Annotated in this window: 13 protein-coding genes; 11 read left to right on the top strand and 2 right to left on the bottom strand. The window is 45.8% G+C overall.

Going from position 1 to position 24405, the window contains the following annotated elements; genetic code table 11:
* The first annotated feature begins 86 nt into the window (after positions 1-86).
* The 4 genes from BGP76_RS06995 to BGP76_RS06980 all read left to right on the top strand — a co-directional run bounded on the left by BGP76_RS06995 (position 87) and on the right by BGP76_RS06980 (position 1122).
* Positions 87-350: a hypothetical protein gene (locus tag BGP76_RS06995; RefSeq protein ID WP_147407399.1), complete on the top strand. Its 264-nt coding sequence runs from the start codon at positions 87-89 to the stop codon at positions 348-350.
* An 18-nt stretch (positions 351-368) separates the two neighbouring features.
* Positions 369-539 (top strand): carbohydrate porin, encoded by a 171-nt coding sequence (locus tag BGP76_RS20600; RefSeq protein ID WP_119844097.1) that lies wholly within the window; start codon positions 369-371, stop codon positions 537-539.
* Between the two features lie 71 nt (positions 540-610).
* Positions 611-868 carry a type II toxin-antitoxin system Phd/YefM family antitoxin gene (locus tag BGP76_RS06985; protein WP_119844096.1) on the top strand — a complete coding sequence of 86 codons (258 nt, stop codon included), beginning with the start codon at positions 611-613 and terminating at the stop codon, positions 866-868.
* The gene (locus BGP76_RS06980) at positions 865-1122 is read left to right on the top strand and encodes a Txe/YoeB family addiction module toxin (protein ID WP_119844095.1); all 258 of its coding nucleotides are present in this window, start codon (positions 865-867) and stop codon (positions 1120-1122) included. Before BGP76_RS06985 ends, BGP76_RS06980 begins: the two co-directional genes overlap by 4 nt.
* Positions 1123-1409: 287 nt before the next feature.
* On the opposite strand, the gene BGP76_RS06975 is transcribed toward BGP76_RS06980, so the two are convergent.
* Together BGP76_RS06975 and galB are read right to left on the bottom strand one after the other, a co-directional pair.
* Positions 1410-4076, bottom strand: coding sequence for a sialate O-acetylesterase (locus BGP76_RS06975; protein WP_370453778.1), 2667 nt, complete (start codon positions 4074-4076; stop codon positions 1410-1412).
* A gap of 20 nt (positions 4077-4096) precedes the next feature.
* A complete protein-coding gene (gene galB / locus BGP76_RS06970; RefSeq protein ID WP_119844340.1) occupies positions 4097-6841 on the bottom strand; it encodes a beta-galactosidase GalB in 2745 nt (914 codons plus the stop codon).
* 336 nt (positions 6842-7177) lie between these two features.
* On the opposite strand from galB, the gene BGP76_RS06965 reads away from it, so the two are divergent.
* The 7 genes from BGP76_RS06965 to BGP76_RS06935 all read left to right on the top strand — a co-directional run bounded on the left by BGP76_RS06965 (position 7178) and on the right by BGP76_RS06935 (position 24218).
* On the top strand, positions 7178-11224 hold the full coding sequence (locus BGP76_RS06965; RefSeq protein ID WP_119844094.1) for a hybrid sensor histidine kinase/response regulator transcription factor: 4047 nt from the start codon (positions 7178-7180) through the stop codon (positions 11222-11224).
* 267 nt (positions 11225-11491) lie between these two features.
* Positions 11492-14584: a TonB-dependent receptor gene (locus BGP76_RS06960; RefSeq protein ID WP_119844093.1), complete on the top strand. Its 3093-nt coding sequence runs from the start codon at positions 11492-11494 to the stop codon at positions 14582-14584.
* 9 nt (positions 14585-14593) lie between these two features.
* The gene (locus tag BGP76_RS06955) at positions 14594-16153 is read left to right on the top strand and encodes a RagB/SusD family nutrient uptake outer membrane protein (protein ID WP_119844092.1); all 1560 of its coding nucleotides are present in this window, start codon (positions 14594-14596) and stop codon (positions 16151-16153) included.
* 185 nt (positions 16154-16338) lie between these two features.
* Complete coding sequence (locus BGP76_RS06950) at positions 16339-19458, top strand: glycoside hydrolase family 2 TIM barrel-domain containing protein (protein WP_119844091.1); 3120 nt, start codon at positions 16339-16341, stop codon at positions 19456-19458.
* A complete protein-coding gene (locus BGP76_RS06945; protein WP_119844090.1) occupies positions 19455-21044 on the top strand; it encodes a glycoside hydrolase family 30 protein in 1590 nt (529 codons plus the stop codon). Before BGP76_RS06950 ends, BGP76_RS06945 begins: the two co-directional genes overlap by 4 nt.
* A 26-nt stretch (positions 21045-21070) precedes the next feature.
* Complete coding sequence (locus BGP76_RS06940; RefSeq protein ID WP_119844339.1) at positions 21071-23209, top strand: family 43 glycosylhydrolase; 2139 nt, start codon at positions 21071-21073, stop codon at positions 23207-23209.
* A 13-nt stretch (positions 23210-23222) separates the two neighbouring features.
* Entirely contained in the window at positions 23223-24218 is a 996-nt protein-coding gene (locus BGP76_RS06935; protein ID WP_221409851.1) for a family 43 glycosylhydrolase, read from the top strand.
* Positions 24219-24405: the final 187 nt, after the last annotated feature.

Below are 24405 nucleotides of genomic sequence, written 5' to 3'. Positions count from 1 at the left end.
TGCAGTTGTAGTCTCTTGCAGTGAATCCCTTTTATGATCATTCTGGCCAATGGTTCGGGCTAGAGTACAAAGGAACTAGAATGTCGATGAATTTTGTATCCTCATCAGATACGACCTCTACGGTACCACCTTATTTCTTTTTGAATATCAAATCGGGAACGCCTAGTTTGGAATTGCGGCAAAGGTTGTTGTTGGCCGTGGAGCAAGATTTCCGTCTCGGGGACAACAAATTGATTACCCTACTGGGAGAGTATCATCACATGGGAGACCCGACAGATACAGAGATCAGCGAAAATGATTCTTCCGGACTCTACTCGTTTCCTGGTGAGGATGGATGGGTTATACTATGACGAAGCTGAGTCTGATTCCTGCGCGGACAACGATCGGTTTGGTCACGCCCACATTTGCGTTTCGTGTATTCAGTTGCGAGATACAATGATACCGCTCGTGACAATCAGTATTCTCCTTATCTTGACCTTGTTGGGAAAGAGAGGTGGGGTCATTATTTCGGAGTGAAAGCAGAGTGGTGGACTTGGTAGTGCTTTAAATTCAGTGTCTTGTATGGTACTTGATTCTGTACAACTACTTATATTTGTTCCAAACACTTAATATGGAACATACGACCTACACCAACTTTCGGCAAAATCTAAAATCATTTATGGATCGGGTAATGAACCATCGTATGCCACTGCTCGTCACACGTACGCATGGTAAAGATGTAGTGGTACTATCCAAGTCAGACTATGATAGCATACACGAGACTTTCTTCTTACTTAAGAATCCCAGAAATGCACAGCGTATTTTTGAATCAATAGGAGAGATGAACGATGGAGGGGGATTTGAAAAAACAATCCAAAAGCTCTCATGACTTTGCTTAAATTTTCGTCCCATGCGTGGTTAGAGTATATCCATTGGCAGAAAACCGATCAGTCTATGAAGCGCCTAATCGATGAACTGTGTTTGTCCATCAAAGAAACACCCTACGAAGGGCTAGGGTATCCACAGCCCTTGTGCTATGAACTCAAGGACGTCTGGTCACGGCGTATCAATTTTGAACATCGGCTGGTGTATCGCATCAAAGGTGATGTTGTTCAAATCCTTCAGTGCAAAATGAACTATTGATATTGGCGGTTTTATGAATGATTTTCTAGAGAATCTGTCTCAAGATTGAGTTCTAGTTGAAAATATTACAATCTCTAATCATTTCTACAGTTGTATGTTTGGCATTTGTTACGGAAAAATTAATATTGTTGCCAACCTGTATCACTCCTAGGAGGATAAGTGTTTATACTGGTTTAGTTAAGAAGGAAGGTATAAACTAAAAGCCTCGGTCTCGTGCCGAGGCTTTGAATTTTCTATCCATCTAGTCTCTCAATATCTTGTCTCTCGGTGTTCTCAAAAGCTTCACACTACTTCTTCTGTTGTTCGAGAATGTGCTCTGCAGCATCTTCTAGAGTGGTGATCCATAGGTCGTCTTTATTGGCCTGGAGGTACTCTAGGAACTCCTTATGATCAGCTAGTGCAGCATTGAGCGAATGCTCTCCACCGACCCCATGAAAGAGGAGGATGAGCATGGCATTTTCTTTCTTGGCTTGCTCCGCCCAGGCAATCATATCTGATGCAGGGGTATCGACGATGGAGTTGCACCGGAGGTCAGTCATGTCTAAGGTGCCGAGGTGGTTGAGCCCGGACTGGACACCACGTAGCGCCACGAACTTTCCTTCTATTTCCTTCACAAATGAACCTTCACCTGTCTCCTTGTCACCACAGGTGTACGCATAGGTGCGTTTTGACTTCCCATCTAACGTCTGGAGCATGAGGTTGGTCATGTCGATCTCCCGCACCATCTGAGGCACGGAGTAGTTTCTGAGGTCATTGTCATCCGATACCCACGCGCGTCCGTCTCCACCGAGGCAAGGGTGGTAGAGGGTGTGGTTGCCTAGTTCGTGTCCGTTTTGCGCAGCTTTCTTCCATTCGTAGGTTCTGTACTTGAAGCCAGGCGCATCAGCAGAGATGTAGAAGGTAGCTTTGAGCCCCAGCGAATCCAGTACGGGTAGGGCATTGTCGAGGTGGACGTTGAGTGCATCGTCGTAGGTCAGTACGACGGTGGCTTTCTTGCCAAACCATAGCGCATCGGTCAGTTGGGTCTGGAAGGGGGAGGCAGGTAGCCCTTCTTGGTTGTAGAAGTTGACGTCCATAGGGTTGTCCTGCCACGCATAGCGGACATAGATGGGCTGATTGATCTCATCGCTAGACAGGACGATCTGATTGCTTTCTATTTTAGCATCCACCCAAACATAGTTTTGATCAACCCCAGCCAGTGCAAACCACCTTAGCGCTTCGCCATCCTGAGAGATCAATCCACTGCCGACATGATCAAAGGAAAGCGTGACCTGACTGCCCTCTACTGACGCAGACCGAAACATCGGTCCTGAGTAGACGACTTTTTTGTCATCATAAGCTAGTGCTTTGGCGGCTAGAGCGAGACGGTCTCCGACCGGTTTCTTGTTGTCTGGATGTACGTCGTTCCATTCGCCTAAGCCTAGCGTGACAGCCATGGCGGTATTGGGTACATCGAGAGCCAGTCGCTGTGCTTCTCTTAGTTCAGCCCAGTTGCTCTCGGTAGGGAGGTAGTCTACATCCATGTAATCGGGGAGCTGCGCATAGAGGAAGGGCAGGTTGCTGTCGTTCCATTTGGTTCTCCAATCTTGGATCAGCGTCTCCATGAGTTTTTCGTAGGCTTGGGGATTGCCGCCATTGCTTTCTCCTTGGTACCAGACGATTCCCTTGATAGGGCTCTGGGTGAAGGGAGCCACCATGCCATTGTAGAGGGCAGTGGGCTGGTGCTGTGCGGATACCCCAGAGGGTTGAGGAGCTTTTGGACGAAACACCTGACTGACTTTGTACTGCCATGTGCCTTTGAGGTCTAGGGTGTCGTTTTCGGTAGCGAGGTAGTAGGGCTTGTCAGGTACGAAACCGCCTTTGCCACCATAGTTCACGACTCGGATCGTGATGAGGTTTTTGCCCGTCTTTAGTAGTCCCACAGGAATATCGTAGATGCGTTGAGGGTATTTGTAGGTCTTGCCACCTACTTGGGTACCATTGATGTAGATCTGATCCGCATCGATGATTCTGCCCATGAATATTTTGGTCGCTACGCCTGTCATCGAGGCAGGGATATCGATCTCTCGACGGTACCATACCGCACCGTCTAGGTTGCGGATGCCTTGGTCTTCCCAGTAGCCGGGGATGTTGATGTTGTGCCAATGGGTGGGCTTGTAGCTAAGGTCATACCATGGTGTAGAGGCGGTGAGCCCATCGTCCTGTGGTTGTGGAGGGGCTGCTGCTCGGTATTTTTGTGCGATACGATTTTTCTGATTGACGTAGGCTGTGTCTTTGTTTTGGGTGAGCGTCTTGGTGATGGAAGGGAAGGGCTTGAACCCCTCTTCGCTGATCCATGCCTCAATCGGAGTACCGCCCACACTGGCGTTGATCAGACCGATAGGTACTTGGTACTGATCGTAAAGATTCTTGGCAAAGAAGTAGGCCACCACAGAGAATTTCAATACATTTTCGGGATTGGCTTCTTTCCATTCTCCTTGTGGAATATCCGTCGCTGTGCCCTGCAACTGAGGGTTGGTAGGGACGAGGAATTGACGGATTTCGGGGTAGTTAGCTTCCGCGATCTCCTGTCGGTATCGTTGCTGATGTATGCCGAGGTAGTGCACCATGTTGGATTGTCCTGCACACATCCATACATCTCCTACGAGGAGGTTGGAGAGTGTGATGGAGTCGTCTTTTCCTTGGATTTGCATGGTGTAGGGACCACCTGCTTTGGTTACGCGCATCGTGACGGACCATTCTCCTGTAGCACTGGTGGTAGTGGTATATTTCTTACCCTTGAATCGGACGGTGATGTCTTCGCTAGGGTCTGCCCATCCCCAGATTTTGAGGGGCGTATCGCGCTGGAGTACCATGCCATTGCTCACGAGTTTGGGTAGACGGATCTCCGCTTGGGATACCCCAAATAGTATAAATAGTAATAGGAGACTTAGAATAAAATGCTTTTTCATCATGATGCTTTTGAAATTGATAATTATTGAATGACTTCAATCGTGACCTCTGCGTTTTTCAAACCAGAAGATACTGCTTTGATAGTAATCGTCCCAGCTTGCCCTTTGTTGGGTTTTACAATTGCTAGTGCTACTCCGTTGAAGGCTTTGCGTTCTAGGGATGGGAAAGCTACCAAGCTCGTCGGGTCGCCGTTGTCCGTAGCGACTATCTCTCCAGGGCCCTCTATGGAGAAGGTGATGTCGTTCATGGCATTGGGTACTGTGAGCCCGTTTTGGTCGGTGACCGCTACCGTGACAAACGCCAAGTCTTTGCCATCGCCTAGGATGCTTTGTCTGTCTGCTGTGAGCGTCAGTTGAGTAGGTGAGTCTGTGGTTTTGATCGTCTCCTCAGCCCATTCTTTCCCATCCCTGTAGGCGATGACTTTGAGTTCGCCCGGTTCGTAGACGACATCATCCCAGCGCAGACGGTATTCGTATGCTCCTTTCTTTTTGCGTCCGAGAGATTCTCCGTTGAGGAAGAGCTCTGCTTCGTCTCCCGAAGTAAAGACATGCACGGGAGTGATTTTGCCCAAGCGATTTGACCAGTTCCAGTGGGGTAGGATATGCGCCATCGGTAGTTCGGGTCTCCATCGAGATTGGTAGAGGTAGAACCGGTCTTTTTTGAATCCTGCGAGATCAATCAGTCCAAAATACGAGCTACTTGAGAGGTAGTAGGGTGTAGGTTCTCCCAGATAGTCCCATCCGCTCCAGACGAATCCACCTGCCACATAGGGGTGCTGGTCGATAGTAGCAAACACCTTATCCGCCGATGAACCAAAGTCTGCCGTGTACAGCTCATACGAACTAACATAGCCAGTTTTGGGGTCACCACCTAGACCGTCGCTGATAGGGGCGCTGATACCTTCATTGACAGGGAAGAGGTAGGTACCACGGCTGCTGAGTGCAGCGGCGTTTTCGCTGCTGATGATGACTTTGTCTGGGAAGGCTTGATGAAAGCGAGGGTAAAGCGGCGAAGTGTTGATGCCTTTGAGGTGGGCATAGGCAGGGGCATTTCGGATGCCTTCACCTTGGTAGTTGAGGTTGAGGACTTCCATAGTTTCTGGCAGTGGCATGCCGGGCTTGGCATAGTTCATCGACGCGGAAGTAGGGCGTGTGGGGTCTTCCTCATTGACGATTTCTCGTAAGCGCATGGCAATTTTTGCCCCTTCTTCTCCTGTGTATTGCTCACCGACTTCATTGCCCGTACTCCATAGGATGATAGAGGGGTGGTTGCGGTCACGTCGCACCAGTGCGCGGAGGTCTTGCTCGTGCCATTCTGGGAAGATCAAGTGAAAATCATGCGGGGTCTTTTTTCGCGCCCAGCAATCGTACATCTCGTCGATGACCAAGAAACCCATGCGATCGGTCATCTCCAGTAGTTCGGGAGCAGGAGGATTGTGCGCCATACGAATGGCATTGCAGCCTAGTTCTTTGAGCATTTCGAGCTGTCGCTCTGCCGCACGGGCATTGAAAGCCGCTCCCAAAGCTCCAAGATCGTGGTGTTGGTTCACACCTTTGAGGTAGACTTTTTCGCCATTGACGAAGAAGCCCTTGTCTGCATCGTAGGAAATGGCCCGTATCCCAAATGGCGTGCGGTACTCATCGATGGTTTGTCCCTCGCTGGTGAGAGTAGTGATCGCTACGTATCGGTTGGGGGATTGGGTAGGAGGAGGTCCCCATAGTCGAGGGTTGTCGAGCGTCAGTGTCGATTGGATGGTACTGCTGTTTTGAGCAGTCATGCTGATTGCTTTTTTGGCGAATGCCGCGACAGTTTTGTCTCCAATCGACCCATCTTCGTTGAGTACAAAGATGTCTGTTTGAATAGCTATGTTTTGGTTTTCATTCCCATCATGGTCAATCGTCACGTCTAGGAGAATGGTCGCTTGGGATGCAGATACGTCTTTGGTTCGGATGCTTGTACCCCACTGTGCGATGTGGATAGGCTCTGTTTTGACGAGCCATACATTGCGGTAGATGCCACCACCAGGATACCACCGTGAGGAGTGTGCGGGGTTGTCGATGCGTATCGCGAGTTGGTTCGGTCCGCCGTAGTGGAGGTAGGGAGTCAAGTCCAGTCTCCATGAGGAGTACCCATAGGGCCAGCCACCTGCCAGTTGGCCGTTGATCCAGACCATAGCGTAGGACATGGCACCATCTATATCCAAGAAGATGGATTTGCCTTGGTCGGCAGTAGAGATGTCGAGGGTTCGGCGGTACCATGCTACGCCTGGACTAGGGAGTCGTCCCATACCACCACCTACGGGAGTGTCCCATCCTGCGTAGAAGGGCTCTTCGATGGCCCAGTCATGAGGTAGCTCCACGGCTCGCCAATCTTGATCGTCAAAGTCACTTTGAACGAAGGGAAAGTCTTTTCCGGGATTGCCTTTTGGTCTGGCGTAGTGTTTCGTGGGGTCTTTGATGAAGCGATTGCCTGTTGGCATGATCCACGCTTTGAGCGTTTCTTGGGTGGCTTCTACCTCGACGGCTTCTGTTGGTTTAGAGTCAGCCTGTTTGTCGTCGTTGGTGTCAGTGATCTCAGGGCGTACATCGTAGATGAGATTATCCGTCTTCTCTATGTTTTCATATTTGTAGAATCGCCAATTGTCATTGATGGAGATTCGCTCTCGTGGTGGAGACTGAGGGGAGGATTGGCAGCTCCATAGAGATGATAGCAGGAGAGTGATCACTAGCAGTGGATACCAGGAGGCTTTGTCTTTTTTCGTCTTCATAGTCATGATTTTGGCTTTTTAGGCACAGCGTTGATATATCGACTGGTAGTCAAACAACCGATTGCGTAATATTACGATAATTTGCAGAGGGAAAGAAAAAATATGTTCAAACTTTACGGTCATTGGATCGCTAGAATGAAGTCGGTCTAGCTCTTGATGAAGTTTCTTTTTACTTTTTGAATTTGGGTTGAATTGCATGGAGTACTTGGAGACCAAAACTCTGGTTGATCAGCCCCCTTTCATTGCATGATAGTTCTCAGTTTTAGAGTTGTCATGGGTTAGTTTTGTAGGATGACTTAGGTATTGATTTTTCAAATAGCTACTTTCTAATAACTAATGAAGACTAGATTAATTTTATTTATACTCCTGTGTAGCTGTGCATCTGTGCAGTCGCAAAATTTATTTACCCAACATAAATTTCATAGGCTAGACGAGTCACAGGATCTCACTAACAATATCATCAATGATATCGCGCAAGATTCGCTAGGGTATATATGGGTAGCCACTGAGGGAGGCCTCTTGCGGTATCAAGGATTCAAATTCAAAACCTACCAAAAGGATAGAACGAATGTGCTTTCCCTTCCTCACAACCTTGTCTACAGAGTTTATGTGGATGATAAAAATCAAATCTGGGCACTGACAGATCAGGGAGTCGCCAAGTATAGTTATCACGAGGATAAGGTGACGAGATTTAAGCCAGAAGAGATTTCTGTAGGAATCACTGCGATGGCGATGGATGAAGATAAAAAGTATTATTTCGGAGGGTATAGTGGGGGCGTTTGGGTAGGTCGTGACAGTTTGACGCATCTACAAATGATAGATTCTAAGACAGGTCAGGATTTATCTCAAGAACAGATTTCACAGCTTAAAATATGCAATCAAACGTTGTGGGTAGCTTTTCGATCACAGGGTATGGTTAAATATGATTTGAATACTGGTGAAGTGGTGTACTTTCACCCAGATCTTTTTCATCACGGCGCAAGGTTTGAAATCATAGATTTTCTAATAGATGCTAAGCGTATGGCATGGGTTGCTACCAATCGAGGACTGGTAGGTATCAAATCAGATTCGACGGGAGCTTATGATTTGGATAATATCCTTGAGGGGCAATTGCCTGTTGATGATTATTTGAGCATTCATCAAGATGATAATGGAAAGACTTGGTTAGGGACTCGCCAACACGGCATGTATGCTTTTGAGTTGGACCAGGCACATAGGCTTGTCGGTAGTTTGGAGCATTTTGAACCTCAGCCTGACGATAGTGGGATCTCTCACCGTACGATTAGTAAGATTTTTTGTGACGATAGCGGTCTGATGTGGTTAGGTACTCACAACGGTGGCGTCAATGTTTTTAACTCCGAGGGCGAAGAGGTACGCTATTTGACCCATAGCCAATCCAATAGCCAAACGCTGAGTTATGAAAATATCTGGGGACTGGCTCCATCCAGTGATGGGGAGTATTGGGTAGGTACAGATGGAAAGGGACTGAATACACTCAATCCGAAGACTGGAGAAGTCTCCGTCAGGTTTCAAGAGCAATTGGCCAATAAAGCCATATTGTCGCTATTGGAGGATGATCAATCTAGGTTGTGGGCGGGTACCTATGAGGATGGGTTGTACCTGATCGATCTCAAGTCCAATCAGGTTAAGAACTATCGGAAAGGTGGAGCTATGTCTGAATTGCTAGTGGATGATATTCGGGTGATTCATCAGATGGACAATGGAAAGATCCTCATAGGTACCAATTATGGTGGTCTGTATTGGTTTGATGAGCACAGCGAGCGTGTTCTACTCGTCGAGGGATCATCTTGGCTGGATGTTAGGAGTATCGAGCGTGTGAATGAAAGGATCTTTTATTTGGGATCTTTTAGCAGCGGGTTGATGAGGGCCGAACTCTTAGGGGATGTTTGGCGGATAGAAGAGGTCAAAGGAGAGGGCACTGACGAGCGTTTGGTCGTCAGTGATATTTGTGCACTGGACAACAACCTGTGGCTTGCTACCAGAGAAAACGGACTGGTCAGGTATGATGTATTGGCTCGCAAGTATCATTTTTTTGAAGACCAAGCTATTTTGAGAAATGTAGCGGTCTCTGGGCTGGTGTCGGATCAAAAGGGCAATCTATGGTTGACGACCAATTCGGGCATCTACTCCTATAACGTCCGATCAGAGGAAGTTACGGTTTTTGATACGATGGATGGTATCCAGCCGGGGCATTTCAATTACGGCTCTATTTTGTTGTCGTCAGAGGGGTATTTGGTCGCAGGAGGGATTCATGGGATGAATTTGTTCTACCCCGGTCAGGTATTGCAGGAGTTGCCACAACTGCCTGTGATATTCAACGAACTGAAGGTGCTAAATGAGAAAATGACGCCTATTAATTCCGAGGTGTTTGTCACGGGGGAGAGTATATTTTTGACAAAGGAGATCAAGTTGAATCATACAGATAATGTTTTTTCTATTAGCTACTCCATTCCTGGATTTAACAAAGGGAAACAAAACAAGTTTGAGTACATGTTGGAAGGCTATGATGCAGCCTGGCAGGTCAATAATGGGGTCAATGAAGCCACGTATAGAAATGTACCGTATGGCAACTACACCTTTAGGGTCAAGAGTATATATGATGACAAAGTCAGCAATGCGCTTAAAGTTTCGATTTCTGCACCGTTTTGGAGGACATGGGAGGCATATCTATTGATGATAGTATCCCTAGCAATCGTGCTCTGGAGGTTTGTCAAGTTCAACAACGTCAGGATCACTCTCAGGCAACAATTGAAATTTGAACAAGAACTCCGTGAAAAGGATCATCATTTGATGCAGGAGAAGCTACGTTTTTATACCAATTTTTCTCATGAGCTCAAGACACCCTTGACCTTGATCCAAGGTCCGGTCAATGACCTGATCAAGAAAGAGCAAGACCCACAGCATTTCTATTATTTACAATTGATCAAAAAGAATACATCCATTTTACTCAAGTTTATTGGACGGATGCTCGAGTTTAGAAAAGTGGAGATGAACCAGGGCTATTTGAACGTAGGTTGCTACGATTTGAACATCCTGGCTCAAGAGGAGGCAGAAAGCTTTACCTATCTAGCGAAAGAGAAAGACATACCATTTGGGTTTTATTCAGAGAGTAATTTGAACGTCTGGGTGGATATCGAAAAGGTTCAAATTGTGATCAACAACTTGCTCTCCAATGCAATCAAATTTTCGTCACCCGGTGAGAAAGTCCAGTTTGGCGTATTCCAAGAAGGCAGCAGTGTCATCATAGAAGTAAAAGATCAAGGCGAAGGAATAAAACCAGAAGAGCTGGGTAATATTTTTTCTCCCTTTTATCAAGCGAGCAATTCAGCCGGGTCAGGGGGGACTGGTATCGGCTTGGCTTTGAGCAAGAATTTTGTAGAGGCGCATGGTGGCGAGATCACTGTGGATAGTAGCTCGGCAGGCTCGGTGTTTAGAGTGGGGATTCCCTTGGGCAAAGAGCACCTATTGGGGAAGGATAATGTCCGTTTTATTGCTTCGGGTCAAACAGAATCGCTGGAGATCGAATCGTTGACTGAGTCGTTTGTGATAGATGGTAAGCCAGAGGTAATTAGTGATGCCGACAAGGTGATGTTGGTAGTGGATGACAACAGAGACATAGCCGCATATATCAGTTCTATTTTTTCTGCTGATTTTAAGGTGATTCAGGCGGATAATGGACAGGATGCTTTTGACAAATCGATCAACAGTATGCCTGATATCATTATCTCAGACATGATGATGCCAGAGATGGATGGTCTGGAGTTATGCAAAAAGCTAAAATCAAACATTGCCACCAGTCATGTGCCGATTATACTACTGACAGCCAAAAACTCCAATGAGTCCAAAATGGACGGATATGGAGTAGGTGCAGATGATTATATGACCAAACCCTTCAACTCAGACCTGTTGAAGGTGAGAGTGGCCAACATTCTCAGTAGGCGAAAGTTGCTGGCACTCAAGTATACCTCAGGAGATTTGGTAGAGCAAAATGAGCAAGTGTCCAAAGAGAAGGAGTTTATACTACAAGTGGAGGCCACTATCATCGCCATGTTGGATAGTGCGGAATTCAATGTGCCAGATCTATGCAAGGAATTGGGCATGAGCCAGACTTCACTCTATCGCAAAATCAAATCTTTGACCGATGATTCTATTCAGATATTCATTAGGAAAATTAAGATTAAGCGTGCAGCTCATATGTTGGTAGCAGAAGATATGACTGTGACCGAAGTAGCTATTGCACTTAATTTTTCGGACTTGAAGTATTTTAGAAAGTGCTTCAAAGAGCAATTTGATCAAACTCCCTCTGAGTATAAAAACGATCATGCCATCAAACCACAGACGGTCAATATCAACAACCTCTAGGTAGGGGACAGAACAAGCAGTAGGACGAACGATTCTTCTACCTATGTTTTGCATCAATCAGCGTCGTGCGTTTTTATTCGTACAAAACTCGGTCTAGCACATCGTATGGGTGGTTTTGAGAACAAATACCAATCAATCCCCTATCATGGGATGATGTACCCCCCTATGAGTTGAGGCTATTTTTCTTCTTTTGGCTAAGACAAATGCTGGGTTTAGCATGATACGCAGCTTGTCGATTGCATGATTTGAATTTTAAAAACACAACGTATGAAAGACAATTTACTAAAGAGAAAGTGGAGTGTAATCATTAGAACACTCATGGGTGTACTGATGATATGCTCGGTGGGAACGACCGCATGGTCCAGTTCCCGTGCCGGGGTAGCCGATTTGACGGTCTCGGGTGTCGTACTTGATGAAATGGGACAGCCTCTGCCTGGTGCAACTGTGGTAGAACGTGGCACAACCAACGGTACAGTGACTAATTTGGATGGCAAGTTTTCTGTGACGGTATCAGAAGATGCCGTATTAGTAGTTTCCTTCTTGGGTTATAAAACTCAGGAAGTTACTGTAGGTGGTCGATCTGTTTTAGATGTAAATCTAGAATTGGATATGACTAGTCTAGAGGATGTCGTGGTAATCGGGTACGGTACTCAGAAAAAGGAAAACCTTACAGGTGCTGTGAGCGCTCCAGACCTAGCAGATTTGGATTCACGTCCTGTGACCAGTTCTAGTGCTGCCTTGCAAGGGAAAGTGGCAGGTGTATATGTGCTCCAAAATTCTGGAAAACCAGGAGGAGACAATGCAGTAATCAATATTCGAGGTATCGGTACACTTAATAACAATGATCCTTTGGTCTTGGTAGATGGCTTTCCATCCAATATCAATGATGTGAACCCTCAGGATATAGAATCTATGTCAGTGCTCAAGGATGCCTCTTCGGCAGCCATTTATGGCAATAGAGCTGCTAATGGTGTGATTGTAATTACTACCAAAACGGGATCTAGAAATGGTATATCCGTTTCTTATAACAACTATTTTGGGATTCAAGAGGCGACATCATTACCAAGCGTTCTCAATTCAGAGCAGTACACTACTTTGCATAATGAGGCATCTCTCAACACAGGTTTAGCTCCACAGTATACTCAGGAGGAAATAGCACTTTATGCAGCGGGTACTGATCCCATGTATCCCAGTGTCAATTATTTTGACACGTACTATGATAAGGCTAAGATTCAGAACCATAGAGTTAGTTTGACAGGAGGAAGTGATAGATTGAAATATGCCTTTATGGCTGGATACTTAGATCAAGATGGAATTCTGAAAGCGACCGATTACAAGAAGGTTGATTTTCGAACCAATGTCGACGCTTATTTGCTCAAAGATAATAAGCTTCGTCTAACGACTCGTCTTTCTGGAAATAAAGGGGAACGTAACGAACCTACCGATGAGTGGGAGGCAAAAAGATATGCGACTAATTCACCAATATGGCCTTTGAAAAATGAGCAAGATCAATGGGTTGCTGTTATAGGAGAGAGGAATATCTATGGAGAAATAGAGGATGGTAGTACGCGAAAAGTAAAGCGATACACTTTTAAAGGGCAGGTTGAGGCTGAGTATGAATTTTTTGATGGGTTTTCTGCACAGGTTACAGGTGGTTTCAATGTCGTCAGTGAAAATACAAATGCATTCCATGCCAATGTTTTGCTTGCTAACTTGGATGGGAGCACGAGGACATTAACATCCGACCTGAGCGAGAATGATTATGGGGACACCCAAACTATTTTTACCTCATTATTAAAGTATAACAAGAATTTTGGTAAACATGAAGTGAATTTACTAGTGGGATATCAAGAGGAAGAGTTCAGTTACCAGTGGAATAGCGCCTATAGAAGCGGATTTATCAATAATTCTCAACGCTATATGAATCTAGGTGACCCTTCCACTATGCAGAATGATGCTGGAGCATGGGATCTTGGGTTACAGTCTTATTTTGGTCGAATCAATTATGTTTTTGATAACAAATACCTTTTGGAGGCAAACATTCGTAGAGATGGATCATCGAGGTTTGCTGAAGATTATCGATGGGGTACTTTTCCTTCTTTCTCAGCAGGATGGATTATATCCGAAGAACAGTTCCTTTCTGGTCTTTCTTGGTTAGATCTGTTTAAAGTTCGTGCGTCATGGGGCAAGTTGGGTAATCAAGGTATTAATACATACTATGCAGCGAGTGATATTCTTTCTTCGGGAGTCAATTACAGTTTTGGTGGTGCGCTTAATTCTGGCGTAGCGATCAACAGTTTGTCTAATAAGCAAACTACCTGGGAAACTACCCAGCAAATCAATGTAGGGACAGACATTACGATCAATCAAAATATTGATTTGACTGTTGATTATTTCAATAAGACAACTAGTGATATCCTGATGCAGGTGCCTATACCTGTAACTATGGGTAATCTAGCTCCTCCATATCAAAATGTCGGAGAGGTTGTCAACAAGGGGGTTGAGTTTACTGGGACTTATCGGAAAGTAGTGAACAGCGATTTCAAGTTTAGTACGACATTAGCGTTGGCTAGTATCAAAAATGAGATCACAGATCTATACGGTAGAAGTCCAATTATAAATGGTGCGACAGCATTGGTCGAGGGATCTGCTGTACATTCCTTTTATGGCTATGAAAATATCGGCCTGTATCAGATCGATGATTTTAACTGGCAAAACAACAATGATGCATCCATACCTCATGAAGACAGAGCGTATGTGTTGAAAGATGGAGTGGTATCAGTATCGAATTATAGTGCACAACCTGGTGATTTGAAGTTTAAAGATCAAAACGGAGATAATGTAGTGACGGTGGAAGATGATCGAAAAGTTATTGGAGATCAGTATCCAGATCTTTCTTACTCCTTACAGTTGAATTTTAATTGGAAAGGGTTTGATATGGGAATCTTTTTTCAAGGGTTACATGGAATTGATGGCTATACCTCTTCAGAAATTGCTGAACCCTTTAGCGGAGCGTTTTCTAACATGGGAGATTGGTGGATGGACAGATGGACGCCAGATAATACGTCTACTGAGTACCCTAGAGTGACGCTAGACAACAGAACCGCGATAGCTTCTACTTTCTATATGGAAGATGCTTCTTATTTCAGGTTGAAAAATCTGGAGATCGGCTATTCCCTTCCTGATAAGGTGCTATCTAAAATAGGTGTCCGTTCATTAAGGGTATTTGGCAATATTCAAAATGCCTTTACCATCACCAACTATAAAGGGTTTGATCCAGAACAAACCGTGGGAGAAACCAGAGCGCAAGCCTATCCTCAAGTAAGAGTAATGACTGCAGGATTAAATGTGAACTTTTAAAATATTGAAATGATGAAGACTAGAAATACAATATCAATTTTTTTATCCATCCTTTTGGTGTTTGGTTGTTCGGATGACGTACTGGACAAGAGCCCTTTGGATAGACTGTCCCCAGATACATTTTATCAAAATGAAGAAGAGCTTTCCATGGGATTGACAGGAGTATATGAAAATATAAAGCAGTATGAAACGCCAATTCACTGGTTTCAATTTGATTTCATGTCGGATGATGGTGTATGTCACCATGCATGGCAGGGTTCGCTAGAGTTTGGTAACTGGCAACACAATAGTAACAGTTGGGCAGCTGATGCCAAATGGGCACGAGCTTACCAACTTATTGTTCGGGTCAATGGTTTTTTGAAGTCTATCGAAGAGGCTCCTGTAGCTGATGAAGTGAAGGCACAGATGGCTGGAGAGGCGCGTTTTTTGAGGGCTTATATGTATGGAGACTTGATTCATTTCTATGGGGATGTTCCGTTGATACTTGAAGAGCAGATAGTCGACAATGCTTTGGTGTCTCGTACGCCCAAAAGCGAAGTGTTAACTGCTGTCATGGAGGATTTGGATTATGCTTCGGCGAATCTTCCAACTTCTTATACAGGAGAGAATATAGGGCGAGCTACCGCTGGGGCTGCACTGGCCTATAAGGCTAGGTTTTATCTTTACAGTGAAATGTGGGATGAAGCTGCAGATGCAGCGCAAGAAGTGATCGACCTTGGGGTATATGATTTGTTCGGTGATTATGAGGGGGTTTTCAAAGAAGAGAATGAAAACAACATTGAAGTAATCTTTGATATCCAGTATATGCAAAACCTAAATGAGCAGCCTTGGCCAAGTTCGGCACTGTCTTTTGGAGAGTGGCCTACACCTAATATCAGTGTAGATCTTATCAATGAGTACCATATGCAAAACGGGATGGCCATAGATGATGTCGCTTCGGGATTCGATGCTCAGGATCCATTCTTGAACAGAGACCCACGATTGGCCGCAACTCTCATTTTGCCAGGGACGGATATGGGGCCTGACCGGACTTTGATCCCTGCCAATGATGAGACTTTGACAGGTGTGAGACCACGCAAGTACGCAGATCTATCGAATACCAATAGAAACAACTGTGGAATCAATACGATCACGATGCGCTATGCGGATGTACTCTTGATGAAAGCGGAAGCATTGACCGAGTCAGGTAGTACTTCTCAAGAGATCTATGATTTAGTCAATGAGGTCAGGGCTCGCGTCAATATGCCTAAGGTAGAGGATGCCGAGGGAGCTGGGTTAACTACAGATGAGTTGCGTGATATTGTTCGTCATGAGCGACGCGTGGAGTTTGCTATCGAAGGTCTTCGTTATCTAGATATGCTGAGATGGAAGGACGAATCTTTGGTACACAATGTCATTGGCTATGACAAGGCCAAACTGTCAGATCCATCAGATGCAGCGACTTGGGAATTTCAAGAAGTGACGGCAGCTGAAAGGAATTTTGATGCGGAAAAAGGATGGCTATGGCCACTTCCGTCAAGAGAGATTCAAAACAATGAAAATTTGAGACCGCAAAATCCAGGGTATTAATTGGAAGAGTAAAAGAATCTCCCTCTTTCTGAGGGAGATTCTTTTCTAATAGCACAGAAAAAAGGTTTTTTTAAGAAAGAATTACTACTGTTGGTCCAGTATAGCATGGATTCGGAAGCAGCAATAAACACAAAAGATCAACCTACCTGTTAAGAAGAAATTGAATGGGGAATAAATATATATCAATGACAAAAAACATCACATCCTTTCTGATTGCCATTATCCTTCATTTGCCGCTGTTGGGGCAGGAGAAGAATGAGTGGGAAAACCCAAGTATCTATGAACGAAACAAAGAAGCCGGTCATGTTGATTTCATCGCTTATGAGCAGATGCAAGCTGCCAGAGTTGACGATTTTAGCCGATCTCCCAACTTCTTTTCTCTCAATGGGACTTGGAAGTTCAACTTGGTTCAGAAGCCATCAGACCGACCGATGGATTTCTTCGAAAGCTCGTTTGATGATTCTGCGTGGGAAAACATAACAGTTCCTGCCAATTGGGAAATTGAGGGGTTTGATCTCCCCATCTATACCAATGTGGCCTATCCCTTTCCAGCCAACCCACCTTTTCTGGACCATGATTACAACCCCGTAGGGACCTATAGAAGGATTTTCGAACTCCCCGCCAACTGGGGTGATAAAGCAGTCATCCTCAACCTGTCGTCGGTTTCTGGTTATGCTAGAATCTTCGTCAATGGAGAGGAAGTCGGAATGACCAAAGTCGCCAAATCCCCTTCGGAGTTTGAGGTGACACCTTTCTTGAAAAAAGGTGAAAATGTCATAGCTATCCAGGTGTTCAGATGGCACGACGGTAGCTATCTAGAAGACCAAGATTTTTGGCGTTTGAGCGGACTAGAACAGGATGTGTATTTGTATGCTTTGCCCAAAGTAGCAGTATGGGACTTCTTTCTCAAAGCAGGGTTGGACGCCAAATACCAAGATGGAGTTTTCTCCGCTGAGCTAGATCTTAGGACTTTTGATCAGAAGATCAATTCTTCTGGAGGAGTCAAGGTTGAACTTTTTCCGGTAGGATCAAACCAAGCCGTTTTTTCGGAAGAAAAACAATTTAGGTCTACAGATGATCCGATCACCTTTTCCTCTCAAATCAAAAATGTGTCCAAGTGGAGTGCTGAGTCGCCCAACTTGTATGACTGTGTGATCACACTCCAAGACACCAAAGGAAAAGTGTCGATGATCACTAGTGAGCAGATTGGATTCCGAACGGTCGAAATCAAAAATGCGCAATTGCTAGTCAATGGCGTACCTGTGCTGGTCAAAGGGGTCAATCTCCATATCCACGACGATGTGAAGGGACACGTGCCGACACATGAAATCATGATGAAGGACATCCGTCTGATGAAACAAAACAATATCAATGCAGTTCGTACCAGCCACTATCCCCAGAATCCACTATGGTACAAGCTTTGTGATCAGTATGGGTTGTATTTGGTAGACGAGGCTAATATCGAAACCCACGGTATGGGTGCAGAGTGGCAGAGTTGGTTTGACAAGACTCGTCATCCTGCCTATTTGCCCGAATGGGCGCCTGCACATCTGGATCGTATGCAGCGACTGGTCGAACGGGACAAAAATCACCCGTCAGTCATCATTTGGTCTCTGGGCAATGAGTGTGGCAATGGGCCAGTTTTTCATGAGGGCTATCAATGGATCAAGGAGCGAGACAATACCCGATTGGTGCAGTTTGAGCAAGCGGGTGAAAATGAAAATACGGATATCGTATGTCCGATGTACCCAAGCATAGACCACATGAAGAAGTATGCTGCAGCGACCGACAAGACGCGTCCTTTCATCATGTGCGAGTATGCACATGCGATGGGCAACAGCAGCGGTAATTTCCAAGAGTACTGGGACATCATCATGAGTAGTCCACAGATGCAAGGAGGCTTCATTTGGGATTGGGTAGATCAGGGATTGAAAGCCGAAGATGATAATGGTACTTATTGGGCATATGGAGGTGATTTGGGTGGATTGAATTTCCAAAATGACGAAAATTTCTGTGCCAATGGTCTCGTGTCTTCAGATAGGACGCCACATCCTGGACTGTCAGAGGTCAAGAAGGTCTACCAAAACATCCTTTTTGATTGGGACGAAAAGAAGAGTACTTTGAGTGTTGAGAACCTGTATGATTTCACGGATTTGAACCAATATCAATTCACTTGGGAGTTGTACAAGAATGGTGAACTACAGGTTTCAAAGGAGTTCAAAGTGAAAGCAGCTCCTCATAGTGTAGCTGAGGTGAGAATCAAACTGCCAAAGTACTCTGGTGATGAAGAATATTATCTCAATGTGTTTGCCTATACCAAGTCTGGGACGGAAATTATTCCTGTAGGGTATGAAATAGCAAGGGAGCAGTTTATACTCCAAGAAGCATCCTTTGATCAGAGACTGGTCAAAGGACAGCTGACGGTGCAAGAAGATGGAGATCAAATCAAATTTGAGTCAGGTAGTGTTGCTGGTACGTTCAATAAAAAATGGGGTCAGTTTTCGTCCTACACCAATGGAGAAGTGAGCCTTGGAAATTTGCCGAGCCCATATTTTTGGAGAGCTCCTATTGACAATGATTTTGGTAATCACATGCCTGAGCAGTCGGGGGTATGGAGAACAGCACATAGCAACAAAACGCTCAAAAGTGTAGAGGCAGGCGAGCCAAACAAGGAAGGGTTATCCATACGAGTGTACTATCAGCTGACGGATGTTGACGTGCCCTATACAGTTGAGTATTTGATTCAAAACGACGGTTCCATAGCAGTCACTTCTTCTATAGATGTGAGTGGAAAGGAACTGCCGGAGCTTCCAAGGTTTGGGATGCGCATGGATGTGCCAGGAAGCTTTGATCAAGTGACTTATTATGGTCGTGGACCAGGAGAAAACTACAGCGATCGTAGTACAGCAAGCTTTCTGGGGGGTTGGGAGCACAAAGTCAGCGAGCAAAAGATGCCCTATATCCGACCTCAGGAGTATGGTAACCACACTGATACTCGATGGGTTCGATTGTCGAATGATGAAGGGCAGTCGATCATGATTGCAGGTAGACAACCCTTGAACTTTAGTGCTTTGAATATCAAGACAGAAGATCTCGATCCAGGTATGACCAAAAAGCAGCAGCACCCGACAGATTTGAGGTACAGCCAGAATATCACCTTGCATATCGATCTGGCACAGCGGGGTGTGGGAGGTGACAACAGCTGGGGCTACTTGCCTCATGCACCGTATTTGCTGAACGCGGATAAGTATAGCTACAGCTATGTGATCAGACTGACGGATAAGGATAGTAGTTCAGTACAATGATCAGAATTCAAATTCAATTGTTGGGGGTAGGAGCAGTCTTGCTTTTGCTCTGGAGCTGTGCAAGCCCCAACGAAAAGGCAGAGCACGCACAAACAGAACAACTCATAGATGTAGTATTTCAGCTCGACTGTGACTCTACGTACCAAACGATTCACAATTTTGGCGCTTCGGATGCTTGGACTACCCAGTATGTGGGGGCTAACTGGCCGATAGCCAAAAGGGAGCAAATAGCAGACTTGCTATTTAGCCTTGAGACCAAAAAGGATGGTAGTCCAACGGGTATTGGTCTATCAACTTGGCGGTTCAACATCGGAGCGGGAAGTTCCGAACAAGGAGATGCCAGTGGGATCACAGACGCATGGAGACGGGCCGAGTGCTTGCTGCAAGCGGACGGCTCCTATGACTGGAGCAAACAGGCTGGACAACAATGGTTTTTGAAGGCTGCCAAAGACAGAGGGGTCACTGATTTTATCGCCTTTGTCAACAGCCCACCTGTTTCGATGACTTCCAATGGCAAAGCTTGGTCAGACGATGGGCTGGCTGCTAACATGAGCCCAGATCGCTATCCTGACTATGCTCAGTTTTTGGTGCAGACATTACAAGGGCTTTCCCAAACTTCGGGCGTGCAGTTTGATTATATCAGTCCCTTCAACGAGCCGCAGTGGGAGTGGAAATGCTGTGGACAGGAGGGGACGCCATGGAACAACGACGAAATAGCTGCCATGACGCACGTACTTGATCGTGAGATTCGAAAAGCAAGTTTAGATACCAAAATTGAATTGACCGAATCGGGCCAGATAGATTACCTCTATGACAACAAGAACAATTCTTTGCGAGGAAATCAAGTTGAAGAATTTTTCTCTCCCAGTTCGCCCAACTATGTAGGGGGGCTCTCTACTGTCGGAAAGAAGATTGCTGGACACAGTTATTTCTCCACGTGGGATTCTAGTGTTTTGATTGGCAAACGGGAATCGCTTCGTCAGACAATGCAGGACATTGATCCACAGCTGGAGTACTGGATGTCCGAGTACTGTATTCTAGAGAACAATGAACAAATCAAGGGCAGTGGCAGAGATTTGGGTATGGATGCCGCCTTGTATATCGCCAAGGTGATTTATGCGGACTTGGTCGTGGCGCAGGCCAGTGCTTGGCATTGGTGGTTGGCGATTAGCCCCTATGACTACAAAGATGGATTGGTATATATCGATGATGACAAACAGGATGGGGAGGTTTATGAATCCAAAATGCTTTGGACTTTGGGGCACTACTCGCGTTTCGTGAGACCGGGTTCTGTACGGGTCAAGGTGACACGATCTGACAACAAGACCATCCACGATTCTCTTGACGAATTGCTCGTCTCGGCGTTTCAGTCGGCAGATGGGAAGCAACTGACGCTCGTACTGAGCAATGCATTGGATCAACCTAAGACGATACGAATGGCAGGAATACCAAAGAGATTAAAGCAAACTTCCATCTATCGGACCTCTTCATTGGATCATGAAAACCTAAGCTTGATTAAAACAAAAGATGTATATGGGACAATTACCTTACCTGCAAGGTCGATCGTCACTTGCGTGATGAACTAAACTGTAACTATTACAACGACAAAAGCATGTTTAAATATTTGAAAGAAATTCTACTGGGGTGTTTGACGATCTTGGTTTTTGGCTCATGCCAAAACGAACCAAAATATGACGCTTATTTGTTTACCTATTTCGTAGGGAATGGTCCCGATGAGGAGTCGATTCACTATGCTTTGAGTGAAAACGGCTTTAACTATTATGCCATGAACGGTAACCAGCCTATCGTAGACTCCAAGGATATCAGTGTCTCTGGTGGTGTGCGTGATCCACATATCTTGCGAGGCGAAGACGGATTTTTCTACATGGTTGTCACCGATCTATACGTCCCTGAGATGGGTTGGGAAAACACCGCCATGGTGTTGATGAAGTCAGCGGATTTGATCGATTGGACCCATACTGTCATAGATATCCCTAAGACCTATCCGGAGAACTTTGGAGCGGTGAACCGTGTGTGGGCACCACAGACGATCTATGACCAAGCCAACGGCAAGTACATGATTTACTGGTCTATGCGTCACAACTATGACGCGGATATCATCTACTACGCCTATGCCAACGAAGATTTTACAGGGTTGGAAGCCGAACCCAAACAACTCCTATTTAAAACAGGGGCGTGCATCGATGGGGACATCATCTATCATCAGGGCAAGTACCACATGTTCTTCAAGAATGAAGAAGAAGGAGCCAAAGGGATACTCAAAGCAGTATCAGACAAAATCAACGAAAGCTATGTCGTCGGGACAGAATACATGGATCAGACAGACTCTCCTGTAGAGGGGTCAGGTGTTTTTCCATTGATTGACACGGACAAGTACATCCTGATGTACGATATGTACACATCGGGGAAGTATCAATTCTGTGAATCGACGGACTTGGAGAACTTTCGTGTGATCGATGAGAATGTGTCTATGAATTTTCATCCCCGACATGGTACTGTGATTCCTATCACAGCCGCAGAAAAACGAGCTTTGATCAACATATGGGGAGGTTTGGACGGAGCGATTCAAACTGCTACTGGCGAAGGGGTCAAAGCCATGAATGTAGTCGTGGATGAGGAGAATGCCACGATTTACTTGCCGATCCAAGACGAAGTGAATGCAGCCTCTTTCGATCCCGCATTTGAGGTGGTGCCATGGGTGAAAATGGAGACTACCGGACCGCAAGATTTTAGCAAAGGGGCAGTGAACTATACACTCTCTCTAGCGGATGGGGAAAGCAAGACTTACGCAGTGAGTCTAAGCGTAGATCACAATCCAGTGCTAGAGGGCTACTATGCAGATCCAGAGATTATATATTCAGAGAAAGAAGGGAAGTATTATCTCTATCCAACTTCCGATGGTTTCAACGGCTGGTCGGGGAGTTACTTTGAGACCTTTTCGTCACCTGACTTGGTACATTGGACGAACGAAGGTGTGATTGTAGACTTGAAAAAAGACGTGTCATGGACGGATCGCAACGCTTGGGCACCTACGGCGATAGAAAAGAAGCAAAAGGATGGCAGTTACAAATATTACTACTATTTCACCGCAGCACAGCGCATCGGCGTGGCGGTTTCGGATTCCCCGTCTGGGCCTTTTGAGGATTCTGGTCAGCCACTCATCGATTTCAAACCAGAGGGTGTGGATGGAGGTCAGGAGATTGATCCCGACGTGTTTGCCGACCCTGTGTCAGGGAAGACCTACCTCTATTGGGGCAATGGATACCTAGCTGTCGTGGAGTTGAACGAGGACATGGTGTCGGTCGATCGATCGACCATGCAAGTGATGACCCCAGACGAGACCTTCAGAGAGGGAGCAGAGGTGTTTTACAGAGAGGGGAAGTACTATTTTCTTTGGTCTGAGGACGATACGAGGAGTCCAAACTATCGTGTGCGCTATGCGACTGCTGACTCACCATTGGGCCCGCTTACCTTCTCGAAAGACAACCTAGTGATCCAAAAAGACGAGGCAAACGAAATCTATGCGACAGGACACAACTCGGTGATTCAAGTACCGGGCAAAGACGAGTGGTACATCGTCTACCACCGATTCAATCACCCCAACGGAAAGGAAATGGGCGGAGCGGCTGGTTTTCATCGGGAAGTATGCATCGATGCGATGGAGTTTGATTCGGAAGGAAAAATCACTCAAGTGACACCTACGCTGAAAGGTATCGAGCCTATCAAATAACTAATCATACCCTATGAAAGCAATCACAATTACCACATTTACATCATTCTTTCTTTTGACACTCATGGGATCTATTCTTTCTTGTCAAAAGAAGGGTGATGAAGTCAAGAATGAAAAGCGAATTGCTAATCCCATATCGGAGATTGCCTGTGCCGATCCTTCTATCGTGCAATACGAAGGGAAGTATTACATCTATGCGACGGTCGATCCCTGGGGAGGCGAGGAGTTGGTCGTCTTGGAGTCCGATGATTTTCTGCACTGGGAGCGCAAGCACATCCAGTGGCCAAACCTGAAGGATTGTAGCAGCCCTACTTCGGGTCGTGATCGCGTGTGGGCACCAGGAGTGACTCAGGGCAAAGACGGTCGTTTCTACATGTATGTCACCGTGCACAACGAAATCTGGGTAGGAGAGAGTGATCACCCACTCGGGCCATGGCGCAATGCCAAAGAGGATGGTACGCCGTTGATCAAAGGAGACATGTTTCCAGAGTATCACATGATCGATGCGGAAGCCTTCGTCGATACAGATGGACAGGCCTATCTCTACTGGGGATCGGGACTCAATTGGGAGAATGGACATTGCTTTGTGGTGCCGCTGGCGGAGGATATGGTGACTTTTGATGCTGCAGAGATTAGAGACGTGACACCACCCAACTACTTCGAAGCGCCCTACATGCTCAAGAAGGATGGCAAGTACCACCTCATGTACTCTCAGGGCAAATGTGTGGATCGTACCTATATGATCAGAAGCGCAGTAGGTGATACACCCTATGGACCGTGGGTCGAAGAGGAGAGCAGTCCTATTGTATCCACGAGCGTAGACTCTACTACTTTGGGGCCTGGTCATCACACGGTATTCCAACAGGGAGGGCAAGATTACATCCTCTATCACCGCATTCGGGACAATAACGGCACACTACTCAGAGAGCTAGCCATCGACAGCTTGAATTTTGATCCAGTGGGTCAGATGAAAACGGTAAAGGCGAATGCGGGGGTAGTGGCCTTTTAAGGGAGGAAACAAACCTGACAGTTTTGGATATAGAGAATGAATAGTCCGCAATACAATTGCGGACTATTTTTTTGTGGTATTTTGAATATTTTCTAATAGGTGATTGCGGTGGAATTTTTATCGAATGGTTCGATAGGATAAGTTTTCGCATCACTTGCGTTGCTGGCTTGAGTAGCTTCTGCATCTA

Source organism: Reichenbachiella sp. MSK19-1, assembly GCF_003590315.1.
Taxonomy (GTDB): Bacteria; Bacteroidota; Bacteroidia; order Cytophagales; family Cyclobacteriaceae; genus Reichenbachiella; species Reichenbachiella agariperforans.
Note: the sequence above shows the minus strand (reverse complement) of the source record. Positions and strands in the feature narration are given on the sequence as shown.

Bases quoted from the DNA above. Each gene is read 5' to 3' on its own strand.
- BGP76_RS06980 (WP_119844095.1), top strand. From the start codon at position 865: ATGACTTTGCTTAAATTTTCGTCCCATGCGTGGTTAGAGTATATCCAT.
- BGP76_RS06935 (WP_221409851.1), top strand. From the start codon at position 23,223: ATGAAAGCAATCACAATTACCACATTTACATCATTCTTTCTTTTGACA.
- BGP76_RS06955 (WP_119844092.1), top strand. From the start codon at position 14,594: ATGATGAAGACTAGAAATACAATATCAATTTTTTTATCCATCCTTTTG.
- BGP76_RS06945 (WP_119844090.1), top strand. From the start codon at position 19,455: ATGATCAGAATTCAAATTCAATTGTTGGGGGTAGGAGCAGTCTTGCTT.
- BGP76_RS06960 (WP_119844093.1), top strand. From the start codon at position 11,492: ATGAAAGACAATTTACTAAAGAGAAAGTGGAGTGTAATCATTAGAACA.
- galB (WP_119844340.1), bottom strand. From the start codon at position 6,841: ATGAAGACGAAAAAAGACAAAGCCTCCTGGTATCCACTGCTAGTGATC.
- BGP76_RS06985 (WP_119844096.1), top strand. From the start codon at position 611: ATGGAACATACGACCTACACCAACTTTCGGCAAAATCTAAAATCATTT.
- BGP76_RS06975 (WP_370453778.1), bottom strand. From the start codon at position 4,076: ATGATGAAAAAGCATTTTATTCTAAGTCTCCTATTACTATTTATACTA.
- BGP76_RS06965 (WP_119844094.1), top strand. From the start codon at position 7,178: ATGAAGACTAGATTAATTTTATTTATACTCCTGTGTAGCTGTGCATCT.
- BGP76_RS06950 (WP_119844091.1), top strand. From the start codon at position 16,339: ATGACAAAAAACATCACATCCTTTCTGATTGCCATTATCCTTCATTTG.
- BGP76_RS06995 (WP_147407399.1), top strand. From the start codon at position 87: ATGAATTTTGTATCCTCATCAGATACGACCTCTACGGTACCACCTTAT.
- BGP76_RS06940 (WP_119844339.1), top strand. From the start codon at position 21,071: ATGTTTAAATATTTGAAAGAAATTCTACTGGGGTGTTTGACGATCTTG.